General features: G+C 41.9%; 25 protein-coding genes and 2 tRNA genes. 15 read left to right on the top strand and 12 right to left on the bottom strand.

Translation table 11 applies throughout. The features are described from left to right. The first annotated feature begins 36 nt into the window (after positions 1 to 36). The 3 genes from CRG89_RS01645 to CRG89_RS01655 all read left to right on the top strand — a co-directional run bounded on the left by CRG89_RS01645 (position 37) and on the right by CRG89_RS01655 (position 4,353). A complete protein-coding gene (locus tag CRG89_RS01645; RefSeq protein ID WP_148695270.1) occupies positions 37 to 1,098 on the top strand; it encodes a hypothetical protein in 1,062 nt (353 codons plus the stop codon). Between the two features lie 104 nt (positions 1,099 to 1,202). Continuing rightward, the gene (locus CRG89_RS01650) at positions 1,203 to 2,708 is read left to right on the top strand and encodes a cation-efflux pump (RefSeq protein WP_103286638.1); all 1,506 of its coding nucleotides are present in this window, start codon (positions 1,203 to 1,205) and stop codon (positions 2,706 to 2,708) included. Between the two features lie 73 nt (positions 2,709 to 2,781). Further along, a complete protein-coding gene (locus CRG89_RS01655; protein ID WP_103286639.1) occupies positions 2,782 to 4,353 on the top strand; it encodes an L-glutamate gamma-semialdehyde dehydrogenase in 1,572 nt (523 codons plus the stop codon). A gap of 51 nt (positions 4,354 to 4,404) precedes the next feature. Here CRG89_RS01655 and CRG89_RS08555 read toward each other — a convergent pair whose 3' ends face one another. Further along, on the bottom strand, positions 4,405 to 4,632 hold the full coding sequence (locus CRG89_RS08555; protein ID WP_148695269.1) for a hypothetical protein: 228 nt from the start codon (positions 4,630 to 4,632) through the stop codon (positions 4,405 to 4,407). A 76-nt stretch (positions 4,633 to 4,708) separates the two neighbouring features. Continuing rightward, positions 4,709 to 5,560 (bottom strand): proline dehydrogenase family protein, encoded by an 852-nt coding sequence (locus tag CRG89_RS01660; protein ID WP_158648658.1) that lies wholly within the window; start codon positions 5,558 to 5,560, stop codon positions 4,709 to 4,711. A gap of 93 nt (positions 5,561 to 5,653) precedes the next feature. Here CRG89_RS01660 and CRG89_RS01665 point away from each other — a divergent pair, with 93 nt between their 5' ends. Continuing rightward, complete coding sequence (locus tag CRG89_RS01665; protein ID WP_103286641.1) at positions 5,654 to 5,935, top strand: SemiSWEET family sugar transporter; 282 nt, start codon at positions 5,654 to 5,656, stop codon at positions 5,933 to 5,935. Positions 5,936 to 6,084: 149 nt separating this feature from the next. Beyond that, a complete protein-coding gene (locus CRG89_RS01670) occupies positions 6,085 to 8,001 on the top strand; it encodes a LamG-like jellyroll fold domain-containing protein (protein ID WP_158648659.1) in 1,917 nt (638 codons plus the stop codon). A 38-nt stretch (positions 8,002 to 8,039) separates the two neighbouring features. On the opposite strand, the gene CRG89_RS08560 is transcribed toward CRG89_RS01670, so the two are convergent. Both CRG89_RS08560 and CRG89_RS01675 read right to left on the bottom strand, forming a co-directional pair. Beyond that, positions 8,040 to 8,203: transfer RNA gene (locus tag CRG89_RS08560), tRNA-Arg, on the bottom strand. 9 nt (positions 8,204 to 8,212) lie between these two features. Then, a complete protein-coding gene (locus CRG89_RS01675; RefSeq protein WP_103286643.1) occupies positions 8,213 to 9,472 on the bottom strand; it encodes an NAD(P)/FAD-dependent oxidoreductase in 1,260 nt (419 codons plus the stop codon). 182 nt (positions 9,473 to 9,654) lie between these two features. Here CRG89_RS01675 and CRG89_RS01680 point away from each other — a divergent pair, with 182 nt between their 5' ends. Beyond that, positions 9,655 to 10,857 carry an aminotransferase class I/II-fold pyridoxal phosphate-dependent enzyme gene (locus CRG89_RS01680; RefSeq protein WP_103286644.1) on the top strand — a complete coding sequence of 401 codons (1,203 nt, stop codon included), beginning with the start codon at positions 9,655 to 9,657 and terminating at the stop codon, positions 10,855 to 10,857. Between the two features lie 91 nt (positions 10,858 to 10,948). Here CRG89_RS01680 and CRG89_RS01685 read toward each other — a convergent pair whose 3' ends face one another. Further along, complete coding sequence (locus CRG89_RS01685) at positions 10,949 to 11,170, bottom strand: hypothetical protein (RefSeq protein ID WP_197706609.1); 222 nt, start codon at positions 11,168 to 11,170, stop codon at positions 10,949 to 10,951. 130 nt (positions 11,171 to 11,300) lie between these two features. Beyond that, complete coding sequence (gene npdG, locus CRG89_RS01690; RefSeq protein ID WP_103286645.1) at positions 11,301 to 11,969, bottom strand: NADPH-dependent F420 reductase; 669 nt, start codon at positions 11,967 to 11,969, stop codon at positions 11,301 to 11,303. 50 nt (positions 11,970 to 12,019) lie between these two features. Between npdG and CRG89_RS01695 the strand changes: the two genes are divergently transcribed. From CRG89_RS01695 to CRG89_RS01720, 6 genes are all read left to right on the top strand, one after another. Beyond that, on the top strand, positions 12,020 to 12,631 hold the full coding sequence (locus tag CRG89_RS01695; RefSeq protein ID WP_103286646.1) for a histidine phosphatase family protein: 612 nt from the start codon (positions 12,020 to 12,022) through the stop codon (positions 12,629 to 12,631). 64 nt (positions 12,632 to 12,695) lie between these two features. Continuing rightward, the gene (locus CRG89_RS01700; RefSeq protein ID WP_103286647.1) at positions 12,696 to 12,935 is read left to right on the top strand and encodes a cytochrome c oxidase subunit II; all 240 of its coding nucleotides are present in this window, start codon (positions 12,696 to 12,698) and stop codon (positions 12,933 to 12,935) included. A 15-nt stretch (positions 12,936 to 12,950) separates the two neighbouring features. Next, on the top strand, positions 12,951 to 13,376 hold the full coding sequence (locus tag CRG89_RS01705) for a cytochrome c oxidase subunit II (RefSeq protein ID WP_103286648.1): 426 nt from the start codon (positions 12,951 to 12,953) through the stop codon (positions 13,374 to 13,376). An 11-nt stretch (positions 13,377 to 13,387) separates the two neighbouring features. Continuing rightward, on the top strand, positions 13,388 to 14,911 hold the full coding sequence (locus CRG89_RS01710) for a cytochrome c oxidase subunit I (protein WP_103286649.1): 1,524 nt from the start codon (positions 13,388 to 13,390) through the stop codon (positions 14,909 to 14,911). Beyond that, complete coding sequence (locus tag CRG89_RS01715) at positions 14,880 to 15,866, top strand: plastocyanin/azurin family copper-binding protein (protein ID WP_103286650.1); 987 nt, start codon at positions 14,880 to 14,882, stop codon at positions 15,864 to 15,866. Before CRG89_RS01710 ends, CRG89_RS01715 begins: the two co-directional genes overlap by 32 nt. A 36-nt stretch (positions 15,867 to 15,902) precedes the next feature. Further along, positions 15,903 to 16,361, top strand: a complete 459-nt coding sequence (locus tag CRG89_RS01720; RefSeq protein ID WP_217349414.1) for a COX15/CtaA family protein — start codon at positions 15,903 to 15,905, stop codon at positions 16,359 to 16,361. Positions 16,362 to 16,385: 24 nt separating this feature from the next. Here CRG89_RS01720 and CRG89_RS01725 read toward each other — a convergent pair whose 3' ends face one another. Next, positions 16,386 to 16,916: a COG1361 family protein gene (locus tag CRG89_RS01725; protein WP_103286651.1), complete on the bottom strand. Its 531-nt coding sequence runs from the start codon at positions 16,914 to 16,916 to the stop codon at positions 16,386 to 16,388. Between the two features lie 52 nt (positions 16,917 to 16,968). Further along, positions 16,969 to 18,351, bottom strand: coding sequence for a hypothetical protein (locus CRG89_RS01730; protein ID WP_103286652.1), 1,383 nt, complete (start codon positions 18,349 to 18,351; stop codon positions 16,969 to 16,971). Positions 18,352 to 18,454: 103 nt separating this feature from the next. On the opposite strand from CRG89_RS01730, the gene CRG89_RS01735 reads away from it, so the two are divergent. Continuing rightward, entirely contained in the window at positions 18,455 to 18,991 is a 537-nt protein-coding gene (locus tag CRG89_RS01735) for a hypothetical protein (protein ID WP_148695266.1), read from the top strand. 37 nt (positions 18,992 to 19,028) lie between these two features. Here the strand turns inward: CRG89_RS01735 and CRG89_RS01740 are convergent, their stop codons facing one another. From CRG89_RS01740 to CRG89_RS01755, 4 genes are all read right to left on the bottom strand, one after another. Then, a complete protein-coding gene (locus tag CRG89_RS01740; RefSeq protein ID WP_158648660.1) occupies positions 19,029 to 19,703 on the bottom strand; it encodes a hypothetical protein in 675 nt (224 codons plus the stop codon). Positions 19,704 to 19,758: 55 nt separating this feature from the next. After that, positions 19,759 to 20,289: a hypothetical protein gene (locus CRG89_RS01745; RefSeq protein ID WP_103286655.1), complete on the bottom strand. Its 531-nt coding sequence runs from the start codon at positions 20,287 to 20,289 to the stop codon at positions 19,759 to 19,761. A 100-nt stretch (positions 20,290 to 20,389) separates the two neighbouring features. After that, on the bottom strand, positions 20,390 to 21,826 hold the full coding sequence (locus CRG89_RS01750) for a hypothetical protein (protein WP_103286656.1): 1,437 nt from the start codon (positions 21,824 to 21,826) through the stop codon (positions 20,390 to 20,392). Positions 21,827 to 21,924: 98 nt separating this feature from the next. Further along, positions 21,925 to 24,690, bottom strand: a complete 2,766-nt coding sequence (locus CRG89_RS01755) for a virginiamycin B lyase family protein (RefSeq protein WP_158648661.1) — start codon at positions 24,688 to 24,690, stop codon at positions 21,925 to 21,927. A 178-nt stretch (positions 24,691 to 24,868) separates the two neighbouring features. Here CRG89_RS01755 and CRG89_RS01760 point away from each other — a divergent pair, with 178 nt between their 5' ends. Further along, positions 24,869 to 25,450 carry an SRPBCC family protein gene (locus CRG89_RS01760; RefSeq protein WP_103286658.1) on the top strand — a complete coding sequence of 194 codons (582 nt, stop codon included), beginning with the start codon at positions 24,869 to 24,871 and terminating at the stop codon, positions 25,448 to 25,450. Positions 25,451 to 25,536: 86 nt separating this feature from the next. Continuing rightward, a tRNA-Lys gene (locus CRG89_RS01765) sits at positions 25,537 to 25,636 on the top strand. The last annotated feature ends 22 nt before the right edge of the window (positions 25,637 to 25,658 follow it).

A 25,658-nucleotide genomic window follows, 5' to 3' on the forward strand; every position in this document is an offset into this window, starting at 1 on the left:
ATAAAACTTAAATAGTTAAGTTGATATCATTCAACTATGAAATACGTGAGTCTAGCAATTGTAGGTATTGTGATAATGATGTTAACCATGCCTACACTCTACGCTCAGGGACAGATACCACAAATACCAAGTATCAAAGAGGTTAGTGGGAGGTATGTAAATGATAATGCTGGTATTGAGATAACATTCCCAGCAGGATGGAGTGGTATGGAGATGCCATTGATTATGGGGATGGGTAATACGATTGCAATGGCAGTAGTTATGCCAGGAGGAATAAAGGATCCATCATCAGTAAGCCCTACAGGTCCAATGATTATGTTGAATGTGACTGTGATTGAAAAGGCTACTTTACCTAGCATCAAGGATACTCAGTTTGGTAAGAGTGATGAGCGTGTAAAGGAGCCAAAGTGCAAATTGCTATCTTTCAATAACAAGAGTGTTAGTGGTGTAAATGGTGTAGTGGTAGAGGTAGAATGCGAAGTAGAGTTTGATGGTAAACCAGTTACAATGAGGGCAAAGTTATTCAATGCATCACAAGAGAAGGATAATACGATAAGAAGCGTGATGCTACTCTTCGCCTCAACTGTAGATAAGTACAGTAGCTATGTTGGTGATTTTGATAAGGCATTAGATACACTGAGGATATCTAACGCAAGATCTATGGATATTAGCCAGAGTGTTAGTAAGGATTTTACACAGGAGGTCAGTGTTGATGGTCAGAATATTCCTTTAAATATATACAGTAACTCAGATGTTAAGAATCTTAGATTCGATGCTGGAAGCAAGACCATCTCGTTCAACGTAGAGGGTGAAAGAGGTTCTCTTGGAATTACAGATATATATCCAAACAACATCCTTAAGGGACCATATATAGTCACTATAGATGGTGAACCTGCTATAACTATGCAGATAACAAAGCCAGATACTGGAGAAGAAGGGATAAGAATACTCTACATGCATAGTATACATGAGATAAAGATAGTTGGTACAGAGGTTATTCCAGAGTTTCCAGTAGCAGTCTTGCCCATACTAGCATTGATTACAGGCATTGCTGTATTTATGGCTAGAGGTAAAGGCATGTATAGACTACAGCATTAAACTGCTTTCCTAACCCTCTTTTCATTTATTTATTACTTCTAATTTGTTTATCTTCTCTACAATAGTGCATATAAGTACTTATTAGCCATGAGCGCATATTATATGTGCTCAAACCTGTAAAGAGGATGGAGCAGAAGAGTGCATTATCACTCTCGCTTATAGCAATAGCAAGCGTTGCTCTCTTCGAGATAATAGCAGGGATTGCAAGTAATAGCATGGCTGTGCTGAGCGATGGGATACATGCCTCATTTGACGCCTTGCTTACTGCTATACTGCTCATCATGCTAAGCATGAGCATGAAGCCCAGGGATATGGAGCATACGTATGGGCATGGTAGGCTAGAGACGCTAGCAGGGTTGATAGGTGGTATTGCACTCTTCATAGTTGCCATCTTCATAGTTAGAGAGTCACTCTTCAGGATAGTTGGGGCTGAGGGTATAGTGCCTAGTATGCTAGCCTTTTATGCTGTTACAGTAGCTATATGCGTAGCGGTGTTCAGGGCTGTAGTACTTGCATATAGCATGCATGGGATGAGTACGAGGGTTGGGTTCTACGATGCAATAGCAGATCTAGGCTCATCAGTGCTAGCACTCATAGGCTTCATACTTGCTAGCAATGGTCTCTATGCTGCTGATGGGTTAGCATCTATAGCACTTGCTGGGATGATAATCTTCCTTACATCTAGGCTTGTATACTCATCTGCCATGGAGCTTACAGATGCAATAGACCCATCGTTAGTTGAGAAGGCTAGAAGAGCCATACTCAGCATAGATGGTGTCAAGTACTGCAAGGATATTAGGATGAGGAAGGTAGGCAGGGATGTACTTGCAGATGTTACAGTAGTATTGGAAGGTAGCATTACATTCAGTAGGGCACATGCGATAAGCAGTGAGGTTGAGCATGCAGTCATGAGGGTTGCAAAGGCTAGCAGGGTTATGGTACATTTTGAGCCAGAGTATGAGCATATGCCTATAGAGCATATCATAGCAGATATAGCATCAGGGGTTAATGGGGTTAAGGATGTGCACAACGTCGTGGTATCTAGGGAGAGGGTTAGGAAGAAGAATGTAAATAGTAGCGAGGATAAGGCTAAGGATAGGAGTAAGGATAAAGATGGTAGTTATAATAATGATGATAATGATAATGGCGATGCAATTGAAGCATTGATAGTATCCATGCATGTACAGGTTGATAGAAACCTTAGACTGGATGAGGCTCATAAAGTTGCTGACATGGTAGAGTATGAGGTTAAGAGAAGGGTTAAAGGAATCAGGGATGTCATGGTGCATATAGAGCCTATCATGCCAAAGATGGATATGGTTGAGGAGTTAAGGGATGGAGTGTTGGAGGCTAGAATAAGGAGTATAGCATCTGAGCAAGGGGTAAGGCAGATCAGCAGGATAGGTGTGTATAGATGTAATGATATGCTGACGAGGATAGATATGCACTGCAGTATAGATGCAGATACAAGTATAGAGGAGGCTCACGAGATCATCTCTAGGTTGGAGAGGAGGATAAGGGATGAGTTGAATGCCATAGCGATGATACATGTAGAACCCTATGGTTATGATAATACGAGTAGGTCAATGCAGATCAATAGGAAGGGTTGAGTTTACTATATCATTAGTCTACTATATCATTAGTAGAGGAAGAGTTAAGTAAAAGCATTAACAATCCACTCATATGGAGTTTGAACATGAGATGACATACTTTAGGTTACTTGCTAGAGAAGAAGCATCATCATTCCATGCAAGGTATGAGGAGAGTATAGCAGATGTTGAGAAGAACCTTGGTAAGGAGTGCCCAATGGTTATAGATGGGAAGAGGGTATCAACAGGTAAGTTCTTTGAGGATAGATCACCGATAGATACAAGGATAGTAGTGGCAAGGTTTCCCCTTGGTAGCGAAGAGCATGTATCCCAAGCAGTAGATGCTGCAAAGAGGGCATTCATGCATTGGAGTAGGATGGATTACAGGGATAGAGTTGGTATACTCAGGAAGGCAGCAGATATAATGAGCAGTAGCAAGTACGATCTTGCAGCACTTATGACTTATGAGAATGGGAAGAACAGGTATGAGGCTATGGCTGATGTTGATGAAGCAATAGACTTCATGCGTTACTATGCATATGAGATGGAGAGGAATGATGGTTATGTTAGGGTTATGAAGAATGCATATCCAGATGAGAGATGCTATAGTATAATGAAGCCTTATGGTGTATTCGCTGTTATAGCACCGTTCAACTTTCCCCTTGCAATAACTGCAGGCATGTGCTCTGGAGCACTGATAACTGGCAACACTGTAGTACTCAAGCCAGCAAGTGATACACCATTAACAGCCTTGAGGTTCTTTGAGATACTTGAGGAGGCAGGGTTACCAGATGGTGTACTCAACCTGCTTACTGGCTCTGGAAGTACTGTTGGTAATGCCCTTGTATCTAGCAGGGATGTTGATGGTATAGTATTCACAGGCTCAAAGGATGTTGGTCTAAGCATATATGCTAAGGCTAATGCATCAAGGCCAAGGCCAGTTATAACTGAGATGGGTGGCAAGAACCCAACCATAGTTACTGCCAATGCAAGTATAAGCAAGGCGGTTGAGGGTGTAGCAAGAGCAGCATTTGGGTATTCAGGGCAGAAGTGCAGTGCATGTTCAAGGGTTTATGTACACTCATCCATATACGAGGAGTTTGTATCAAGGCTTGTTGAGTTTACATCAACCCTCAAAGTTGGCAATCCTGTAGAGAGGGATACGTTCGTTGGTCCATTGATAAACAAGGCAGCATACGACAAGTATGCAATGTATTCAAGCATTGCAGGCAAGGATGGTAGGATACTCATAGGTGGGAGGCAGGTTACAGATGGTATGTTCAAGTATGGCTACTACGTTGAGCCTACAATAGTTGATAACCTCAATAGCAATAGCGTCATACTAAGAGAGGAACTCTTTCTACCATTCCTTGCAGTAGCAAGTTATGATAGGCTTGATGATGCAATAGCAATGTGTAATGATAGTGAGTATGGGTTAACAGCAGGCATATACAGCAGTGATGAGGATGAGGTTAGATACTTCCTTGACAGGATAGAGGCTGGGGTTGTGTATGTTAATAGAGGGAGGAGCGCTACAACTGGTGCCATGGTAGGCTCACAGCCATTCGTAGGATGGAAGATGTCTGGTATAAGTGGCAAGGGCACTGGGAGCATCTACTATCTACCATTGTTCATGAGGGAGCAGAGCCAGACTATATGCTCATGATTATATAGGATGATGCTAGTTATTTAGCGATACTACTTTCTACCATCCATCCTACATATCCTTTCTATACAACCTGTAACCATTTACCTTGTACCACGCAATCCTCCTGTTACTGTTTGCTATATGCTTGCACCTATAGCACTCGCAGCCTCTACTGCAGCATTGCTCACAATGTCCACAGCAGTAGCACCAACTCAGTATCCTCCAGATATGCCAACAGTAGCACTTACCCTTGCTCCGATCATCATTACTACCTTCTTTATCATTATCATCATACATACCCTATCACTTTCTACAGGATATAGTAATCTTGTTGTGAACTTATCTATAATCCTTTGTATAATATGCTAGATAGTTACAGTAGTGATCTTGCAAGGAGCAGTAGGTTTGATGGCCTCTCCCTTATGCGCCTATACACATAGCCAGATATGTTTATGCCATACGGTATGTACTCTGCAACCTTGAACCCTTGCCTTACAAGCATATGCTTAAGATCATCCCTTATCCCTTTAAGCATCTGGAACTCAAACTCCTTGCCTTGATGCTCCTTGCTCAATGCTATAGCCTCCTCTATAAGCGCATTATCATGGGTTGCTATAGCAAACATGCCTTTTGAGTGCTTGAAGAGTATGCGCATTAGCCTCCTAAAGCTAGCATTAACATGCCTCTTGCTCCTATACGCTATACTTGCATCCTCCCTGTATGCACCCTTCACCAACCTTACTATGCCTCCACTCTCAAGTATATGCATTATATCTAATGAGTGCTCCTTTATGTATGCTTGATATGCTAAGCCTATATTCCTGTAATGCTTGAGCATATCAAGATACATGCTTACAGTATGCTCATAGTATGGTGATGACTCCATATCTATCCATATGAACATACCATACATGCTTGCATGCCTTATTATCCCTATGAGATTACCATTGCATGTATCGTAATCCACATCCAAGCCTATCTGTGTCAACTTGACAGATATAGAGCCATCAATACCGCTAGAGTGTATAGCATCTACAAGTCTTATGTACTCATCTGTACTGCTCTTAGCCTCATCCTTGCTTATGCTATGCTCTCCCAAGCAGTTGATTATTGCCTTCATACCTATTGAGTTTGCTTGTCTTGCATACTCTAACGCTTCCTGCATGCTTGAGCCAGCAATCCATCGCCTTGCCATCTTGAGCACTAGATGCTCATATATGCTCATACAAGTAATTCGCATTGCTAAAAGATATAGTTTAGGTTAGGAAAGCATTTTTATTAGATATTCTTATAACAATACGGAAGAAGGAAGAAGTGTATGTTGATAGATACCATGATAGGCATGATAGCAGCAGTTCTAACCACAAGCAGTTTCATACCCCAGATATTCAAGGCTTATAAGAGGAAGAGGCTAGATGACCTCTCCCCTTACCTCATGCTATTGTTCATATCTGGGGCATCTATGTGGCTCATATATGGCATATTCAGAGAAGATGCAATAATAGTGGTAGCAAATGTACTTGCTCTAGCCTTCAACTCAACCCTTCTACTTATGAAGGTTATGTATGCTAATGGTAAGGTGGTAAAGGAGAATAAATAGTAGGCACGAATTATTAGATTATGGTCAACCATCATCATTATTATTATCATCATTATTATCGCTACCACCACCAACATAATCATAACCGTATATTGATACTGTTGTTGTTTGCTGCACTGCTTACATCCCCAACTCTAGTAGTCATTGATGTGCATGCTAGCATCTATGCTTGGTATCATGCTAGTGCTACTATTCCAGAACTGCAGGAGAGAGGTACTGCAAATATAATGAATGTGGTTGTGCCTAATGATGCATATGGCAAGGTGTTGAAGTACGTAGCATTAAAGAGTAGCGATGATGTAGCAGAAGGTGTAGATGGGGTACCAAAGAAGATCAAGTTAGCTGCAGTTGGAGATATATCATGTAATAACAGATTATATAATAGACTTGCAGATGCCATAAAGCAGTACAATCCAGATAAGGTGCTCTTGCTTGGAGACTACTCATATAGGTTGGATGATGCTAGATGCTTCACAGATGCATTCTCATTCCCACCAGATAAGGTTATCGCTGTACATGGTAACCATGACAACCATTATTGGGATTCTAGGTATAGACCAACATATGGGATGATGATGGATATAAGGGGAGCATACAACATCCCTGCGTCTGGTTCCTATTACATGAAGTATCATAACATAGCATTCATAGGCATAGATAACTCATTGGCAAAGAGCCCAAGAGGTTTAGCAAGCATAGATGAGCATAGCGCAACGTACGCATTGGCAAGGTACAATCTAAGCATGGCAAAGATGGATGAGAGCATAGACTGGAGGATAGTACTCATGCACATCTCTCTAAACGTTGGAGCAAGTGATGCTGTAGCAAAGGTAAGGGAGCCATATGTAGCAATGATGGATGATGCTGGTGTTGATATAGTGCTATCTGGGGATACGCATCATTACACAAGGACTTATCCCCTCAAGGGTATAAACTCAGTAGCAAGCAAGGATAAGAGCAGTTATGATCTAAGCAAGGAGCATGGAAGGATACAGTACATAGTTGGTACTGGAGGTGCAGATCAGAGCAATGCAGATGAGGTTAAAGGGATAGTTGCAGAGAGCATAGGAAGGGAGAGGCTTAAGAACAGTCCAGCATACTTGCAGATAGAGATAACTAATGATGATAAGAGCACTAGAATGAAGACTAGACTAGTAGACATCAATGGTAACATCTATGATGAGGTAAGCATAAGCAAGGAGAAGAGGGGTGCAAGTAAGAATGTAAGAGTAGAGGAGGTTTACCTATACGTTGATGATGGAAGGGTTAAGATGCATGATGGTAAACTCTTTGATGGCTCTAATGGTAAGATGGCAATGATAAAGCATGATGATAGGATGAATAGCAAGAGGATGAGTATAGCATTATGGTTCTTGAGCGAGACAAAGGGTTCAAGTAGACCAGTAGTTCTGATAGAGAAGGGGGATCCATTAACCAAATCAAATATCTCATTCATGTTAGGCATAGATTCAGATGGCTCCATAGTATATGGGTGGGATGATAGAGATGGAGTGCATCATTCTCTAGTTAGTAGTGATGGGAAGGATTATGCAGATGGAAGATGGCATCATCTTGCAGTAGTTAGGGATGATGGTGGTGCAGGTGTAGTTATGTATATTGATGGTATACCTGTTGCAAGAAAAGAGGTTAGAGCTATGCCAGTGAGTAATGGATACGATGTTTACATCAATGCAATGCCAGATTACAGCTACACAGCAAGGGCCATGGTATATGCAGTTGGTATATGGGATAGAGCGTTATCTGCTGAAGAGGTACTTGCACTATACCATGGTAATGGTGAAGCAATGGTGGATGCTATAGTGCATGAGTTCTATGGAGAACCTAATTATAATAATGATGATAAGAAGAAGCATGTATTCACTGTAGATGCTGGAGAGAGTCTATCGATAAGATGGTATTGTTGTGTAGATGGAAGGGATACCGTAGTAGTTCTCTCCAATGGTATCTATATGCAACCATGGCAGAGCGTATCTATCTTACCCACCAAGCATGGTGCATATGGTGCAATGTATCACGAGGTATTCTTTGGCTCCAAGGGTCTATGAGCAAGGCTATCAACTATGGATGATGTTATTCTAGATTCTGGTGGGCCCGGTGGGCTTCGATCCCACGACTTGCTGGTTGCTCCATCCATCTATCCATCCATTATCCAACTCATCAACCAACCAACCAATCAACCAACCAACACATCTTATATACTGCATGACTCCGAAGCCAGCCGCCCTATCCTTGCTAGGCCACGGGCCCATCTCTTACTCATAAGCCATACCTATTAGGTTTTAGAGCATCTGGGATATGATCCCTTCCCTCAACCAACTCTGCAACAAGCCTAGCAGTTGTTGGGGCTAGAGTTATCCCAAGCCTGCAGTGCCCACTTGCTACTATGAGATTACTACTGTAATTGTTATAATCACCAACCCTTCCTATTATTGGAAGACCATCTGGTGTGCATGGTCTATACCCACTCCATTTATCAACTATAGCAATATCATCACCAAACGTAATATACCTACTACTCCATTCAAGGAGTTTAGCAAAGTTCTCCTCAACTATTGCACTCCCAACACTACACAATTCAAAGATAGCAGTGATCCTCAAATCTTCATGTACTGATATAGCAACCCTATGCTCACCACATAGTATAGTATGCTCAGGAATAGGCAATGCCTTATCTTTAGATCTCAATTCAAGCATGTATCCCCTTGCAGGTACAACTGGTAGATCAATACCCTCAACCCTGTAGGCACCAGTGCATACTATGTATGTAGATGCATGAACACTTGCATTAGCGGTCTTGAATGATCTGACCCTCACCTTATTATTATAATCATTTACTACTACTGCTGCTGTTGTTGCTCCATCGTACTCTATACTCTCCAGATTGCCAAGGAATACAGCAAAGGCAGTTAGTGCATCTCTCAATGCCTTCATCACACTCCTAGGATTTACAAATGCATCATCTGGGTAGAAGAGTGCACCCTCACATACCTCATTGACAGCTGGCTCAAGTGTATGCACCTCATCCCTTGCAAGTACCTCGTATGGTATGTTAAGTATTGATGCTAGATGCTTAACTTGCTCGAGTCTGTGCTCTAAGCCCTTCCTTGTTAGATAGACCTCAAGCAGGCCTGAGTGTTTGTACACAAAGCCAAGTTTACTGCTCATCCTAGCATACCAATCTTTGCTCTCCAGAGCCATAGTCCTTATAAGCATTCTTATCATTGGATTGTTGATTCTATCTACAGATGATTTTATCATCATGAACCCCTTGCCATAGTCATGGCTAGCAGCAGAGGCTTTATTAGCAAAGTATCTTGCAGTATCCTCAACCTCTCTAATGTTCATGGATAGAGGACCTAGGGATGGGGATACGTATCCAGCATTGCCATAACTACTTGCCATCCTTGCATCATTACCATCTAGTATGGCAACCTTGAAGCCTTTCATGCATAACTCATATGCTATTGTTAATCCTATAATACCTCCTCCTGCTATTGCAACATCATATCTATGCATTTAATTACTAATAGGTAGAAGATTATATTATTATATATTATGCTTGCAAGATCATAGATAGTTATTATGTAACGATCCTAAATTACAAATCACTTCTTGTTGCTTATTTGCAAGTTCTGTTAGTTATCATAGACAGATAGCATGGTAAAAAGAATTTATCATAGTATATGTTACTGCACTGCATGCCATCAGCACCAAGTATATCTAGATATGTTGCTGGGGTTGAGTATGCGATAAGGGATATCATACAGTATGCTAGAGAGCAGGAGAGGAAGGGTAACAAGGTTATCTACCTTAACATTGGAGACCCTGTACTCTACGGCTTCAATACACCAAAGCATATCAAGGATGCTCTTATAAAGGCAGTGCTTGAGGATAAGAACTACTATGCAGAGTCTGAAGGGGTTAGGGAATTAAGGGAGGCTATAGCAGAGAAGGAGTCTGCAAAAGGCATGCATGTAATGCCAGAGGATGTTGTAGTAACAAATGGTGTATCTGAAGCACTAGATATGATAATATCAAGCATAGCAGAGCCAGGGGATGAGGTTCTAGTCCCAGGTCCATGCTACCCTCCATACCTCTCATACGCTAGGGTTAGAGGGGTTAAGCCTGTTGAGTATGCTACACTAGAGCATGAGGGATGGAGGATAGATATGGATGATCTGAAGAGCAAGATAAATAGCAAGAGTAGAGCAATATTCGTTATAAACCCAAACAACCCAACTGGTTCAATACTAGATGAGCATACGCTCAAGGCACTTGTGGATACTGCAGCAGAGCATAACCTCTACCTTGTATGTGATGAGATATACGATAGGATAGTCTTCGATAACTTCACAAGCATAGGCAGGTATGCTAGGGATGCACCTGTGGTTATACTGAACGGGTTCTCAAAGGTGTACCTCATGACTGGATGGAGGCTAGGCTACATATGCTTCAACTCAAATGCAAGATTGCTTGATGGGTTGAGGACAAGTGTTGGTAAATTAGCAAGGCTAAGGTTATCTGCAAATACACCAGTGCAGATGGCAGCAGTAGAGGCCCTTAGGGGTCCTCAAGACCATATCAGGGATATGGTTAGCATGTTGGGTGCTAGGAGGGATTATGTTATGAAGCGTTTGGATGCTATTCATGGTATTAACATATATGCTAAGCCTAAAGGTGCATTCTACATATTCCCTCGCATAGATGGCTCATTGGGCTATAGGAGTGATGCTGAGTTTGTTCTTGACCTCTTGAAGAGCAAGAACCTGTTAGTTGTTCATGGCTCAGGTTTTGGTAGCATGGGCTCTATGCACTTCAGGCTAGTATACCTTCCCTCATTGGATGTGCTGGAGGAAGCAATGAACAGGTTTGAGGAGTTTGTTCACTCTCGTTATAGGTAAGATAGAGTAGGAGAAGAGGTTAAACAAGTCTTATCCTATTCCACTAATAATATAGGCACACCAACTATAAATATAAATCTAGAATCTTCGCTCACTCTATCCTTGTACGCTCGTATCTGTTGCTGTATAGGAAGAGTATAGCAGAGATACCAAACATGATTAGTACAAACTTTGCACTATTCATATTATTATCCATCATAAAGTCTAGAACGAACTCAGGCCCCCATAACGCTATATCCCTGAGCAGTATTATAACTGCAGTAACTAAAAAGAGTACGCCCATAGCACTTACCCAGTTCCTTGCTATTACCACATGATAGATTGGTTAACCATCTTTAAATCCTTTGATAGAATGGATGGTTAACAACCAATCCACTAGCATGTATAAATTAGTAGATGGATAGATATAGGCTAGGATATAGATAGGCTATGGTAAATACCAATCATGCTATCCTTATGCTAGGGTTCTTGAGCGAGTTCTGCCTTGCAACATTTAGGAGCATAGGTGTTATGCCCTCTACCTGATATGCTAGGCTCAAGGGGCCAACGTAGATTGGGCGTAGATTCCTTATCTCCTTCAAGAGTTCGCTAACAACTGCTAGAGCATCCTTATCATCTGCACATACAAGCACATCAGTATCTATTGGCTCATTGAACCTTCTCAACTTCACATCAGATATGGTATGCAGGGCAGCAACGACTCTAGCATTCTTGAGCCTCTTACTTACCATCACTGCAGCAGAATCCTTATGCTCATGCATAGGTAGGTATATGAACCCTTCCTTGCTCTTGCTCATAGGCACTATTGGGCATACAACTATGCTATTATCCCTTAGGTTCTGGGCTATGCTGTCAAGTGTAGGCTCTGCATTCTCATAAGGTATGCATAGCACTACAACATCACAGTAGCCTACAAGCCTGCTATTCTCATCCCCGCTTATGCTACCATCCATCCTACCATAATGTTCAAGCGCTTCCTTAACATACCCCTGAGCAGCAGAAGCAGCCTTGTTAGCATCCCTAGAGCCTATAACAACATCATGCTTAGGGCACCATCTCAATGCTAGCCCTTCACCCATCCTTCCTGTACCTCCAACCAGTCCAATCCTCATACATGCTAGAGCATTGAAGAATTTATATTAACTTTTGGTGTACATCATGTATGAGCCTTATAATACTGATGAGGCATGGGGAGGCTTTGAATAATGTTAAGCATATACTTACGGGCAGGACACTAGTATACCATCTCACTGAGAGAGGCAAGTTACATGTGCAAGAGATGTGTGAGATGCTCAAGCCTATGCGTATAGAGGCTATATACACAAGCCCTATAGCAAGAGCAGTTGAGACTGCAAGCATAGTTGGGGAGAACCTTGGTTTACCATACACCATAGATGAGAGGCTTACAGAGACAGATATGGGTAGATTAACAGGCATGAACTACTTTGATGTTGTCAATAAGCATAGAGATCTTCTGCTAGAGTTCTACTCAGGCAAGGATGTAAGCAGCATGTATGGCTTGGAGAACTTCAACTCAATAAAGGCAAGGGTACTCAGCATGATGGATGATGCTGCTAGTAGGCACGATGGTAATGTACTGCTCATAACACACCTTGACCCTATAAAGGCTGTTATACAGAATATACTCAAGGTTAGTGCTGAGATACTCCTAAACATGCAGATAAAGACATCATCTCTAACAATAGTATCACATTCAAGCAGTAACTATGAACTCCTAGCATACAATGTTACAAGCATGATGCGCTATCTATAGATGCTATCTATAGATGTATTTCCTACAGTTAGATTTATATCTTAATTTCAGTCCCTCTTTCACAATGAGGAATCTGAGTATTCTGGCTGTTGTTGCAGTCCTTACACTGTTCTCTACTGTCAGCATAGTATATGCACAGGAAAATGTTGTTGATAGGAGTGCTCTTGCATGGGGTTTATTCTACAAGATGATGACAGCAGCGTTCATAGTTGGGGCAATAGTACAGGGCACATTGGTATATATAATATTCAAGTTCAAGGAGAAGAAGGTGAAGCAGAGGGCTGTAGAGGAGAAGAGTAGGTAGGTATAGGTGGTAAGCATGGGTAGCCATGTTATATATGAATGGATATACGTGGGAGCTGTGGTCTCCCTACTAATATGGGTTGGGGCTGAGGCATGGTATGGAGAGAAGTTGCTGCATGAGGTTCCAAAGGATCACATAACCATAAAGGTTACAGGACAACAGTGGTTCTGGACGTTTGAGCATCCAGATGGTACAAGGGAGGTTGGTACTCTCCATCTCAAGGCAGGGAAGGTATACAAGTTCGAGATAACTGGCAAGGATGTTATACATGCATTTAACATACCTCACTTTGCAGTTATGATAGATGCTGTTCCAGGAAGGGTAAATACAATATGGGTTAAGATACCAGAGGATGCTGTTGGCGAGTACCTAATACAGTGCAGGGAGTACTGTGGGTTGCTGCACTACAACATGAGGGCTAACCTAATAGTTGAAGCATGAGGTGATATGATATGGTTATAGAGGTTGCAAGACCAAGACCGCTCTGGCAGATACTCTTCTCTACGCATCATACAGATGTTGCACTCCTCTACCTAATAACATCAATAGTCTTCTTCATGCTTGGAGGGGCTCTAGCATTAACGATAAGGACTGAACTGCTAACACCTGGCACCACAATTATAGGAGACTCTGATCTATTCAATAGGATATTCACCGTCCATGGTACTACCATGCTCTTCCTCTGGATACTCCCATTCATCTCTGGTGTGGGGAACTATCTAATCCCCATCCTAGTAAAGTACAAGGATATGGCATATCCTAGGCTTAATGCAGTAGCATACTGGATGGCTGTACCAGGGGCAGCACTGATATGGTTAGGATGGAGTGATACAACATGGATGGCATATCCACCATACTCAACGATGAGGGCAGCAGGTCCAGCTGCAGATATGTGGATCTTTGGCTTGAAGATTCTAGGCCTATCCTCTATACTTGGTGCAATAAACTTCATAGTTACGATACTCAAGTGCAAGCATCCAGATCTACCTATGATGAAGACCTCTCTACTGGTATGGGCTATACTTGTAAGCTCATTGATGACATTAGCAGCACTACCAACATTCACAGCAGCACTCATCATGCTCTACACCGATAGGCTAGGGGTATCAGGGTTCTTCGACCCTGCTAGGGGAGGGGATCCAATAGCATACCAGCACCTATTCTGGTTCACATTCCATCCAGAGGTGTACATATTCCTTATACCTGCAGTAGGTATGGCGTATGAGCTGATACCAAAGTTCTCAAGGAAGCCAATATTCAGCTATGGCTCTGGTGTTATAGCATTCCTACTGCTATCTATAATTGGATTTGCATCATGGGCACATCACATGCTTGCTACAGGGTTGACATTTACAGAGAAGACAGTCTTCATGGTAGGAACTCTTGCAGCAGTCCCAATGTCTGCAATGCATGTATTCAACTGGATGGCAACGATGTGGGGAGGTAGGATAAAGTTTGCTGCACCAATGAAGTTCGTCATAGGAGGTATAATGCTATTCTTCACATCTGGTGCTGGAGGTGTTGTTAACACAACGCTACCATTGGACTTCATCACGCATGATACATACTGGGTTGTAGGGCACTTCCACATGATGCTGATGGGTACTGTATCATTCATATTCATGGGCTTCCTCTACTACATGTTCCCATTGATAACTGGAAGGATGTATAGTGAGAGGCTAGCGAATGTGCACTTCTGGTTCACATTCATAGGCACTGCTACAGTATTCACTGCAATGCACATAGTAGGTCTATACGGTATGCCTAGAAGGGTATGGGATTATGTGCCAGACCCAACTATAATAGTATTGAACCAGATAGCAAGTATAGGAGCGTATCTGATAGGTATAGGGATGATAGCCTTCATAATACTGCTCATAAGGGATGCTGTAAAGGGCAAGCCAGCAGATATGCGTGATCCATTTGGTATAGGTGAGATATACTATGACTACAGAAGAAGAGAGCCACATCATTAGAACAACAGGAAGCAGATTAGGCAAGGGAATAGCCTTGATACTGATAATAATGGCAATAGCTGGAGGCTTACACTTTGGCTTGGGTGATTTCTGGCATAAGTATCCTCCAATGAATCAGGTAGCAAAGGCAGGTACAACTGGTTCAGCCACTCCTGCACCAACACCAGCAAGTGTACCAGCAGGAGAGAGTAGAACCTTCACATTCATATTCAAGGAGGAGAGCCCAACAAAGTTGCACTTCGAGGTTGATGGCCAGATCAATCCAGATATAGAGGTGTATGTTGGTGATAGCATAACCATTAATGTTAGGAACGATGGTAAGATGCCACACTCATTTGGTATAGTTAGCGATCCTGCAAATGTCAACAGTGTAGTGTTCAATGCAGCAGTTGGCTCATCAACACAGTTCATATTACCAAACCAAGAAGGCTCTGTAACATTCAAGCCTGATAAGCCTGGAGAGTACTACTACATATGTCTAGTGCCAGGTCATGCAGATCTAGGCATGAAGGGCAAGTTCATAGTCAAGGAGAGGTCTAGTGGGAGTGTAGGAAGTACTACCACAACAGAGACAACTGGGAGTAGTACTAACATCTTAACATTCACAGATAAAGCAGATATTTCATTCACATTCGAGGAGGAGAGTCCTGTAAAGCTGCACTTCACTGCTAATGGCGAGATCAATCCTGAGATAAGGGTTAAGACAGGTAGTGCAGTAACAATACACATAAAGAATAACGGAAAGATGCCTCATGCATTTGGTATAGTTAGCGATCCTGCAAATGTCAATAGTGTAGTGTTCAATGCAGCAGTTGGCTCATCAACACAGTTCCTATTAGCAAACCAAGAAGGCTCTGTAACATTCAAGCCTGATAAGCCTGGAGAGTACTACTACATATGTCTAGTGCCAGGTCATGCAGATCTAGGCATGAAGGGCAAGTTCATAGTTGAGTGATAGTAAAGCATAAATGATGTGAATAGATGGAGATGGATGGATGAAGACAGGATGAGACCACTGGTCTACACTTCATTTTTTGCTTTAGTATCTGTTTATGGTGTTATGGTTCTAGGTAGCTATGTTAGTGCTGCTGGTCTAGGGCTATCATGCATAGACTGGCCAACATGTAGGGGTAGTTTTCTCCCAAGTGAGGAGATAATGGCTGAGTGGGTTCACAGGTTATTTGCATTGATGGCTGGAATATCTGTAGTAACAATGGCTGCTCTCTCATGGCGTGTGAGGAATTCAAGGCTAAGGCTAACTGCTACCCTTGCTGCAGTCTTTGTTATAACACAGATAGTGCTTGGTGTAATAGTCATAGATAGTAGGCTACACCCACTGATAGTATCAATACACCTTGGAATAGGTACATTGCTCTTTGCATCAACTCTCTTAACAGCAATCGCTGCAAATAGAATGTATAGGGAGAACCTTAAGAGTGTTAGTGAGTGAGTTAGTTAGGAACGAATAAAAATCTCATATATTATTATCCAGTTGAAACTCCTTCTTCCTCCTCCTTTTGTATATAACTATGCCAGCAACTATAACAGCAGGCATGATTGCTCCAAGCACAACCATAGATATGAATATGTAACCAAACTCCCTAACTATACCAATGTTGAACTTCGCACTTACTGTACTACCATCGGTGTTGTAAACATCAACCTCTATGACATATACACCAGGCTCAGTGAATACGTAGTTTAGCGTAAGGTGCCCATCCCTTGCAATCGTTGGAGGAAAGGCATACACTAGAGTATCGTTCTTCAGTATCCTCAACCCTATAGTTACATCATTAAGATCGTTACCATTGTTATCTGCAACCCTAGTAAGTATAGTTGCTATTGTGTTTGGCGCAGGTATCTCTGGCTGTGTTGCAATTTGGATAAGGTAACCTGCTATCCTATACTCCCCAGAGTTGAATAATTGATGTGCATAAGCGCTGCTAGCCAGCATGGTTAGAATGAGAGGTATGGTCAATAGTGATACTTGATGCATACTTGTCATTACTCTATAATCTTAACCCATGTATAAATCTATTAAAAATAAAAGTGTTCTTTTACCTTGCTAGTAAAGTAAATCTACCCCTAGCAAGGGCTACTGCAGAGCCTAGAGCACCTATGAGAGCAAAGATAGCCCATGGGAACTCTGGTGCAACTGTTACAGAGAACTCTGCACTCTCCTGCTCGTTATTACCTATCTTCTCAAGCCTTATTGTTACAGGTCCAACATGCTGGTCTGTGAAGGTAAAGTACTCAACACTTGAGCCTCCAAGGGTAGCACCATTCCTTCTAGCAAGTTCCTGTCCATCCTTTATTATAACAAACTGGTAGAGTACATCCTTGTATGCTCCTGTGTTAGCATCCATTATGCTTATTGCAAATGCTGTTGGCTTCATTGGCTCTATTGTATCTGGCACAGATATGCTGATATGGTATGCACCAGTTGCACTGTACTTTGATAACTGCCCTGCTTCAACCTCCAATGGAGTACCAACATCAACCTCTCCAGGGATAAGGGTGAACTCTGCTATCTTTGGTTGTGTACCCATCTCTGCAAAGTGATCTGCAATCTTCTGGAGTGTGTTGTTGAATATCATAAAGTGTACAACAGGTTGCTCTGCACTCCTATCTATCACTATATTGTTCTCTGGCAACCTAAAGCCATTCAAGAGACCAGTGTACTTATCAGCAACCTTTGTTGCATCATCGAATACAACCTCTTGGTGTATGAATGGGACTTGAGCAAGATACTTCTTATCCCAGTTCATTGGCATTGTGAATGTTATAGCATTGTTATCCTCCTTGTAATCTAGGGTAAGTATCTTATCGTAGAAGGATCTAACTTCAACCTTGCCTATTGGTGCTTCATACTCCTGTATTGTTGCTACAGTAACATACGCATTGAACTTCAACGTAGGTTCAAGTAATACCTTTGGTGTATCTATGCTCCATATCTCTATCTTGAACTCGTATAGTCCTCCATCTGTAATTATTGGACCTTTAATCTCTACAGGATGATCAAATGTCCCTATCCACTTTGGCAAACCAGTAGGCTCTTGAGGAGCACTTATCATTGGCTGCTTCATCTTTGGATCTGGCTTTATTCTTAGCCAAAGGTCACCATCTGGGGAGAAGAAGTTATCCAAAAGCAGTAGTTTGCCACCCTGCGTAACCCTTATGTTGTAGGATACGTTTGAGATGTTGTTATTATTATTTGCATCGAATACCCTTATCCTTATGAATGCTTCATCTGGCAGGTTCTTTGTATCTAGGGATGGAGGATACATCTCTACCCTTCCTGTTAGGGCTCTTCCTCCAAGGTTTGCTATAGCAACCTCATCAGAGTGTAGTCCATGGCCTAGAACAGGCTTAATCTGCATGTATGGCACTGCTAGAAGCGTTGTTAGCAATATCATAATGCTTAGTGGTTTAGCTCTCATTGTAGGAGATATTTGTTGATCTATAATATAAGGCTTATCTGCCCTTCTATACACTATTAGATAGATTTTTATGCAAGCGAGATAGGATATGATGTTAGGATTGATGAGAAGGGCTCTGAAGATGGTAGTAGCAGTACATTTGCTTCTTTTAGCACTCACATCACCATCAATCGCAAGAGTATATGCTCAAGGAGAAAGCATAGGTCTAACAGAGCCTATAGTTACGAAGACAGATAAAGGTTCTCTATACGTTGAGGTGAGGTTCTGGTCTGAACCAGAGCCAAACAAGGATGTGAAGATGCAGATAAGGTTCTTGCAACCAGATCAGTCTAGGATACAACTTCACGTTGATTACTCTGTTATTATAGAGGATGCTAATGGTAATAGCGTATTCGAGCAGCCAGTTACACATTCAACACCTGGGATAGAGGAGTTACCTGTTACATTCCCTGCTGAAGGTCCATACACAATTACAGTCAAGGTATCTGGCATACTCTTCATACCAATACCAGAGGAGCAAGCAGTATTCTCAATAAGGGTTGTACCAGAGTTCCCAGTTCCAGTAGCCCTAATTATACTCGCAAGTACAATAGGCATGATAGCAACGTTAAACAGATATAGGTTTATGAAAATAATGTAGGTCAATCATCTGTTGTTTACATTTCATAATACTATCTTTACTGCTTATTCCAGCTCCTCCTTACTATCATAGCACTAACTCCAACTATAACCCCTGCTGCACCAAGCCCTAGCCCAACCATGCTGTAGTTGTATGCATTATCAACCTGTTTACTCTTACTCTCTTCCAGTCCATTAACCTTCATGCTAAGATCATCGACCTTTGTTGATAGAGAATCTATACTCTTCTGCAGTTCTGCTAGCGCTGCTTGTAACCTTGGTGCTATATTTGCACTATCATTACCTTCGGTATCTGGGAATGCTATCCTTCCCTTGCCTTCAACATCCTCTATAAGTATACTACCATCTACAGGGTTCCCTGCTACACTACCTTTTATGTATACAGAATAGGTGCCAGTCCTAGTAGGTATTATTGGATGTATATAAACCCCAAGTTTATCCTCTAGAGGCTCTATATCTATACTCTTCTTTGCATTACCATACCTAACCTCTATGTTCAGATTAGATGGATCAACAGCATAAGGCTTGCCATCCCTTATGAACTCAAAGTATATTGCATTCCTCTCTCCTACAACTGGGGGCTCATTCAACCATCCTACTACTATCTCAACGTTGCCAGCAGTAATATTAGTATGTGCATACACATTTCTACTCATCATCAGTAAGAGCACGGCCAGAGTTAGTACACCAATCGAATTGAGTATACTCCTCATGAATAAGATGATATTCTCTTATATATAAACTAAACATAAATAAAATATGAATAGGCTACATATGCCCGTTGCTATGCTCTTCGCCCTTCATTATCTCATTTACACCAACAACTACTGATGAGCCTCTTGGGAGTGTTACTACTTTATTGTGAGGATTCTTCAACACAACATCAACTACCTTGCCCATTGCTTTACCCTCTTCGTGGGTGCTCATAAGATCAGCATGGTATACACACATCTTGCCCTTCTCTGAAACTTTGTCTAGTAGATTGAGTTCAGGCTCTTCCAACAATCCCTCTTCTGCATTACCAACTTGCACTGTTATAACTGGTTCACCATCAGCATCACATGGCACTCGTAATGCTACATGCCCATTCATTATATGGTATGGGGTAGCATCATATATCAGGATGAAGTCATTGGGCTCTATCCTCTTCCAATCTAGCAGCAATGTTACAGTATCCCTAACAACATCAGTCTTCATCCCTTCTTGTGCAGTACTTGATGGTATAACATATGCTATTGTAAAGGCCATAAAGATGGCTATACCTGCAGCAGCAACCACCACTGTAGATTTGCTCATCATACAATACCTATTCTAACATTATAGAAAAGATTTGTGGTACAACAATCGAACAGATAGAAAATAATAAAGATTGTTTATATCATTGATTTACACCATTATTCTAGTGGGATAATTTTATTGGGTATCCTAGTCTACTCATCAACGCTACAATTAACAGGGATATACTTGCTATGACTATAGCAATGCCTAGAGGGAATTCAGGTACTACTGTTATGCTGAATCTAGCGCTCTCCCCAGTATCGTTAACATCGGTTAGCAGTAGTGTGTAGTTACCTTGCTCTGTGAAGAATGAACCATCATAAACCTGCACAGTACGCATCGTCTTGCTCCTATGGCTCCTATCTATATGCTTATCATGCGCATCGTAGAGCATCACATCGTATCTAACATTCTTCAACTCCTCTCCCGTCTTGGGATCCTTGAATGTGAATCTAAAGTAGACTGTATCATTAACGTTTATCGTGCTTGGAGCAAACTGCATCTCTACAAGGATACTACCTTTGCTTGATGTTGCTCTGAGTACAGGGCTCCAGTCTAATGTTGAGAGATCTACCTGCCCTCCTTCTTGCTGTGTAGTACTTGCTCCATCATTAACATCCCCAACTGGAACCAACTCTACTATCATACTATCCCTCATAGCATCTGGCATTGCTAGAACCTTATCTGCTATGCTCAATAGCCTATTCTTAGGTGTCATGTAGTGTACCACAACGAACCCCTCTGCTGCTCTATCAACCGTTATAGGCTCCTCAACACCATTAAGCATGCCTTTGAACTCTTTGTTTGCTAGTGCATGGAACTCCTTGCTTATGTAGAACTCAAAGTGGAAGAGCGGTATATCCTGAACGAACTCCCTATCCCAGTTGAATGGCATAACTGCCCTAATGCTCATACTTGCTGGGTCGAAGTTGAAGTCAGATATTGCATCAAAGTAGGATATGGTTTCTATACTATACTCTTTACCCTCATATGCTACATTGAACTCCCTTACCTCAGATAGTGTTATGAGCAACTCGTACGATGCTCTACCAGCCTCCTCAAGCATATTACCATCTATTGCAAGCACTTTAGCCTCTATCCTATACAAGCCAGCATCCCTGAATGCCTTGCCTCTAACTGTAAGAGGTTCACTACCATCTGCTATGTAGAAGCCAGACTCATTCCTCTTACCCTCTACACTTGATGTATCATCCATAGTAGGCTGGAAGTTTATGGTAGCCTTGTCTGTTGATGAGTAGAACCTATCATGAAGGAGTAGTTCGTTGGTTGCAAACCTGCTAACCCTCAGTTCGTATCCAACGCCCTTTATACCTTCGTTGCTCTCAGCATCCTTAAGTTCTAGCATAAGTGTCTGCTCTCCCATGCTCCCATACCTCTTCATCTCTGGCACCAACTCAACATACAGCTTCGCAATCTTATTGCCAACGCTCTTTACTATGCTCTCACCTCTCCCAAGACCATGGCTATATGCATCTTCAACTGTAAATGTGGAGAGTAGTAGGGCTGCTACAGTTAGCATAACTAAGAATCTCTTCATCGTATAAGGTAGAGAATTCCTTTTATTAATTCATTTATAGTACAATAATCGAAATAAATAGATAGTTATTGATGATAATAATAGTATAGTATAATCACTTACTTGCCTGCTATGATCTGATTAACCCTTCTGTAATCGTTTATTCCCTTTGCAAAGAGTAGAGATGCTATAACTATTATTGATGTTAGTATGGGGATAGCAGCATCTACAAGCCTAAATTGTATGCTCTTTACCTCCTGCTTGCCATCCACTTGTACACCATCCCCTACAGGAACTGCTAGAGATGGTTTAGCCTTTATTGCTATACTCCCTATCTTGTTTCCTTCAGGCTCTGCAAACCACAAGGTATTACTACTACCATCCATAGCAATCCATTGGTTCAATGGATTGCTTGTTGGTATATCAACATCCCTAACCTTACCTGTAGTAGGGTCAAGCACACCTATCTTTGGTATCACATGCTGTGCAAACCATACATTACCATATCTATCCTCTGCTAGCCCGAATGGTAATGCTTCGCTATCGTTTGCATTGTATGGTGTGAACCTCTCAAGTATAGGGTTAAACATAACCACTCTATTGCCTACATGCTCTGCTATCCATATGTTGCCATTGCCATCTAGAAGGAGTGCTGTAGGCTCCTTGAGAGGTTCTTTGGGCATATACTCCTTAACATCCATGCTCTCTGGCTCTATCCTTGCTATCTTTCCTGCTATTGATTCTGCAACCCATATACTGCCTTGATCATCCTCTAGCAGTGCTATGGGGAATGATTCCTTGGTTGGTAATGCGTAAACTTTGAATGTTCCATCTCTAGCATTGAATGATGCTACAGCATCCTTATCAAGCAATGCTAGCCATACCATGCCCTTGCTATCAGCCATTATGTAACTTAACCTTGCATTCTCTGGTGCATCGTACAACTTGTATGAACCATCCCTTGTTATGTAACCAAACTTGCTGCTTGACGGGTCTACGAACCATACCCTTCCATTAACATCTTTGCTTAAGATGGTTACAAGGTTAACGCCATCTATACTGTACTCCTTGAACTCCTTACTATCCATATTGAATAGCCATATCCTTGGCTTCCCAACATCACTTATCCAGAGCATCCTACCGTCAACTACAAGGTGATATGGTTCTGCATCACTTGCTGGCATTGCATACTCAACCACCTCAAGTATAAGATCATCCAGCCTAGGCTTGAGGTTGAACTCCAATGGCACTGCTATATTCAATGCCCCCTCTCTACTAGCAAGAACCTCTACAGTCCATGAACCATAGGTAGAGAATGTTATGCTCCCAGTGTACCTTCCATTGCCTATAGATGTTGCATGATACTCAACTGGGGCAATCCCTTCTCTAGGCATTGATGTCTTGATCTTAACTGTTGATACATCAGCAAGTATGCTACCATCTGGCGCTGTTAGTGTTAGAGTGAACCTATTCTCTCCAAGCATAGCAGGTTCTATGTTAAGAACAATCCTAACCTGATCATCTAGCCAATAACCAGTGAGCCTATTAACTTTACCTCCTGCTACACCATCTATACCATTGTCTATGGGTTGGGTAGCAAGCAGTTTTATACTCTCTCCCTCTGGAGGCACTGTATTGATTATCATACTTATTACTAGCATGAGTAGTAAGCCTATAATCGACTCTACCTTCACACTCCTTGCAAATACCCTACTAAGAGAACCTGTGATGCCTGTTGTACCTTTACTCTTCCCTGCTGGAGTAATGAGCATACTCCTCATACCTTTCTTATGGATGAGTTGGTTGTACGCACCAAACCCTGTCATAACACCAACTATACCAAGTTTTATGAGCAGTAGCATGCCATATGTGCTGTTTAGTAGTAGAGTAGTGTTACTCTCTATGGCAAAGAGCATTAGTGTACCAGTTATAGATGCTATAGCAAGGCATAACACAATCATGCTTGAGAACTTTGGTATAGTGATTAGGACTAGAGAATCTTCCCTTGATGATGGTAATAGTGTGTAAGCCATGTAAATCAAACCTCCAACCCATATCGATGCTACTATGTTGTGAACAAAGTCTGCTAAGGTTGGTAACAATGGCTCTGCTAGACCTGCAGAGTGGCTAAGCAGGCTATTGCTTGCTATAAGAATTGCTCCTACTGCTATAGATGCATAAGCAGTATACCTGTTCCTAGCAGCCAACGCTGCAAGGAGTATTAGAGCAAGACCAAGCCTAACAAGTACTATCGTCCCATATCTGTTGGTTAGTGCATCAACTATGCTTGATTCAAGCCTTACAGTGTTTACACTTATCATTGCTATGCCTGATGCTATAACTGCAACTGCTGCAACTATGAGGAGCATCCTAAGCCTTGAGTCATGTATGCTTTCTACTATGTAGCCTAACTTCCTTCTAGCAATGATCAGCATTGCTATACCAGAGCCCAACATGATACTCTGCCCAACCATCCCTGGGAACCTTGCAAGTGACTCTGGCAAGAGTACTATCTCTTTACTGCTTAGTGTAGGGATGCTCTCAGCATTAAACTCAACATTGCCTACAGCGAATATCGTTGTGTAATCCACCACATGTCCATCAACCTTTGAAAGTACTCTGGTCTTTACTGTGTATATATCATCTTGTAATGGCTTTAATGTTACCTTGAGTCTTGACTCATCACCCCCATCATATGTTAGATCGTTGTTATCAACTCTATTGCCAGATGAGTCTAGAACCTCTACCCTACTGAAGCCTATCTCAACTGCCTCACTGAACCTCATCCTTATCTCTGTTGGTGCACTATTAAGCTTAGCAAGGTTTGCTGGTTGGGATTCAAGAAGTACAGGATGAGCATATGCATAGCGATTACTCGCAATCAAAATTATGGATATTGTTAGTGTTGTTATAATCACTACTGCTAGGATTGGTAACCTCATTCTAATACTCTGTATTACTTCTCTTGGATTAAATTTATGCATTGTGGTACACTGCTCTAAGAACAGGTAAGAAGCAAGAAGGAAACCTTTAAATCCTTATTCTTTCTAGATAAGAAACACAATGGCTACTATAAGCAAGGAGGTTATAATAAACGCTCCAGTGAAGGAGGTATTCACATACTTTGCTAGACCAGAGCACATGTCTGAGCAGTTCCCAAAGGAGATAGGTATGAATGTAATCCCAATAGAGGTTAAGGAAGGGTTTGGTGTTGGTACAGTATTCAGGATTACAGGTAACTTTGGAGGCAAGGTTCTTGAGTGGGATTGTGAGACGCTAGAGTATATACCAGAGAGGAAGATAGTTGCTAAGCAGATAGATGGGCCATTCAAGAAATGGATGATAACAGTTGAGTTTGAGGATGTTGGCGAGAATAGGACTAGAACAAGGATGACTGTAGATTACGATCTACCATTGAGCTTCATAGGTAGCATAATGGATAAGGTGAAGATAGAGAAGGAGGCAGAGAGAGGGATAGAGAATGGACTGTACAGGGTCAAGGCCTTGCTAGAGGGCACTGGTTCTATACCAGTGTACATAACCCTTGATGCTTACAGGAAACTGCTAAGGGTTAAGGAGAATATGAACTGCAGCGTCTCTGAGGCAATAGTAAGGCTGATAGAGAGTAAGCCAATAGCAAAGTAGAAGGCAATAAGTACTCATTTTGCCTATTTTGTTTCTATCCTTCAAGATTTAAATATAGAGTTTAGACTCGATATGAGATGGGGTATGGGCCTGTAGCTCAGCCAGGCAGAATTGGGTGTGTTGAATGCCTAAAGCGGCTGGCTCTTAACCAGTAGGCCGTGGGTTCGAATCCCACCAGGCCCGCCAATTATCTGTGTTGCATATTCCA

This window comes from Candidatus Nitrosocaldus islandicus (assembly GCF_002906215.1).
Lineage (GTDB): Archaea > Thermoproteota > Nitrososphaeria > Nitrososphaerales > Nitrosocaldaceae > Nitrosocaldus > Nitrosocaldus cavascurensis.

Bases quoted from the DNA above. Each gene is read 5' to 3' on its own strand.
- CRG89_RS01645 (WP_148695270.1), top strand. From the start codon at position 37: ATGAAATACGTGAGTCTAGCAATTGTAGGTATTGTGATAATGATGTTA.
- CRG89_RS01655 (WP_103286639.1), top strand. From the start codon at position 2,782: ATGGAGTTTGAACATGAGATGACATACTTTAGGTTACTTGCTAGAGAA.
- CRG89_RS08555 (WP_148695269.1), bottom strand. From the start codon at position 4,632: ATGTATGATGATAATGATAAAGAAGGTAGTAATGATGATCGGAGCAAG.
- CRG89_RS01660 (WP_158648658.1), bottom strand. From the start codon at position 5,560: ATGAGCATATATGAGCATCTAGTGCTCAAGATGGCAAGGCGATGGATT.
- CRG89_RS01665 (WP_103286641.1), top strand. From the start codon at position 5,654: ATGTTGATAGATACCATGATAGGCATGATAGCAGCAGTTCTAACCACA.
- CRG89_RS01675 (WP_103286643.1), bottom strand. From the start codon at position 9,472: ATGCATAGATATGATGTTGCAATAGCAGGAGGAGGTATTATAGGATTA.
- CRG89_RS01680 (WP_103286644.1), top strand. From the start codon at position 9,655: ATGCCATCAGCACCAAGTATATCTAGATATGTTGCTGGGGTTGAGTAT.
- npdG (WP_103286645.1), bottom strand. From the start codon at position 11,969: ATGAGGATTGGACTGGTTGGAGGTACAGGAAGGATGGGTGAAGGGCTA.
- CRG89_RS01695 (WP_103286646.1), top strand. From the start codon at position 12,020: ATGAGCCTTATAATACTGATGAGGCATGGGGAGGCTTTGAATAATGTT.
- CRG89_RS01700 (WP_103286647.1), top strand. From the start codon at position 12,696: ATGAGGAATCTGAGTATTCTGGCTGTTGTTGCAGTCCTTACACTGTTC.
- CRG89_RS01705 (WP_103286648.1), top strand. From the start codon at position 12,951: ATGGGTAGCCATGTTATATATGAATGGATATACGTGGGAGCTGTGGTC.
- CRG89_RS01710 (WP_103286649.1), top strand. From the start codon at position 13,388: ATGGTTATAGAGGTTGCAAGACCAAGACCGCTCTGGCAGATACTCTTC.
- CRG89_RS01715 (WP_103286650.1), top strand. From the start codon at position 14,880: ATGACTACAGAAGAAGAGAGCCACATCATTAGAACAACAGGAAGCAGA.
- CRG89_RS01720 (WP_217349414.1), top strand. From the start codon at position 15,903: ATGGATGAAGACAGGATGAGACCACTGGTCTACACTTCATTTTTTGCT.
- CRG89_RS01725 (WP_103286651.1), bottom strand. From the start codon at position 16,916: ATGACAAGTATGCATCAAGTATCACTATTGACCATACCTCTCATTCTA.
- CRG89_RS01730 (WP_103286652.1), bottom strand. From the start codon at position 18,351: ATGAGAGCTAAACCACTAAGCATTATGATATTGCTAACAACGCTTCTA.
- CRG89_RS01735 (WP_148695266.1), top strand. From the start codon at position 18,455: ATGAGAAGGGCTCTGAAGATGGTAGTAGCAGTACATTTGCTTCTTTTA.
- CRG89_RS01740 (WP_158648660.1), bottom strand. From the start codon at position 19,703: ATGAGGAGTATACTCAATTCGATTGGTGTACTAACTCTGGCCGTGCTC.
- CRG89_RS01745 (WP_103286655.1), bottom strand. From the start codon at position 20,289: ATGATGAGCAAATCTACAGTGGTGGTTGCTGCTGCAGGTATAGCCATC.
- CRG89_RS01750 (WP_103286656.1), bottom strand. From the start codon at position 21,826: ATGAAGAGATTCTTAGTTATGCTAACTGTAGCAGCCCTACTACTCTCC.
- CRG89_RS01760 (WP_103286658.1), top strand. From the start codon at position 24,869: ATGGCTACTATAAGCAAGGAGGTTATAATAAACGCTCCAGTGAAGGAG.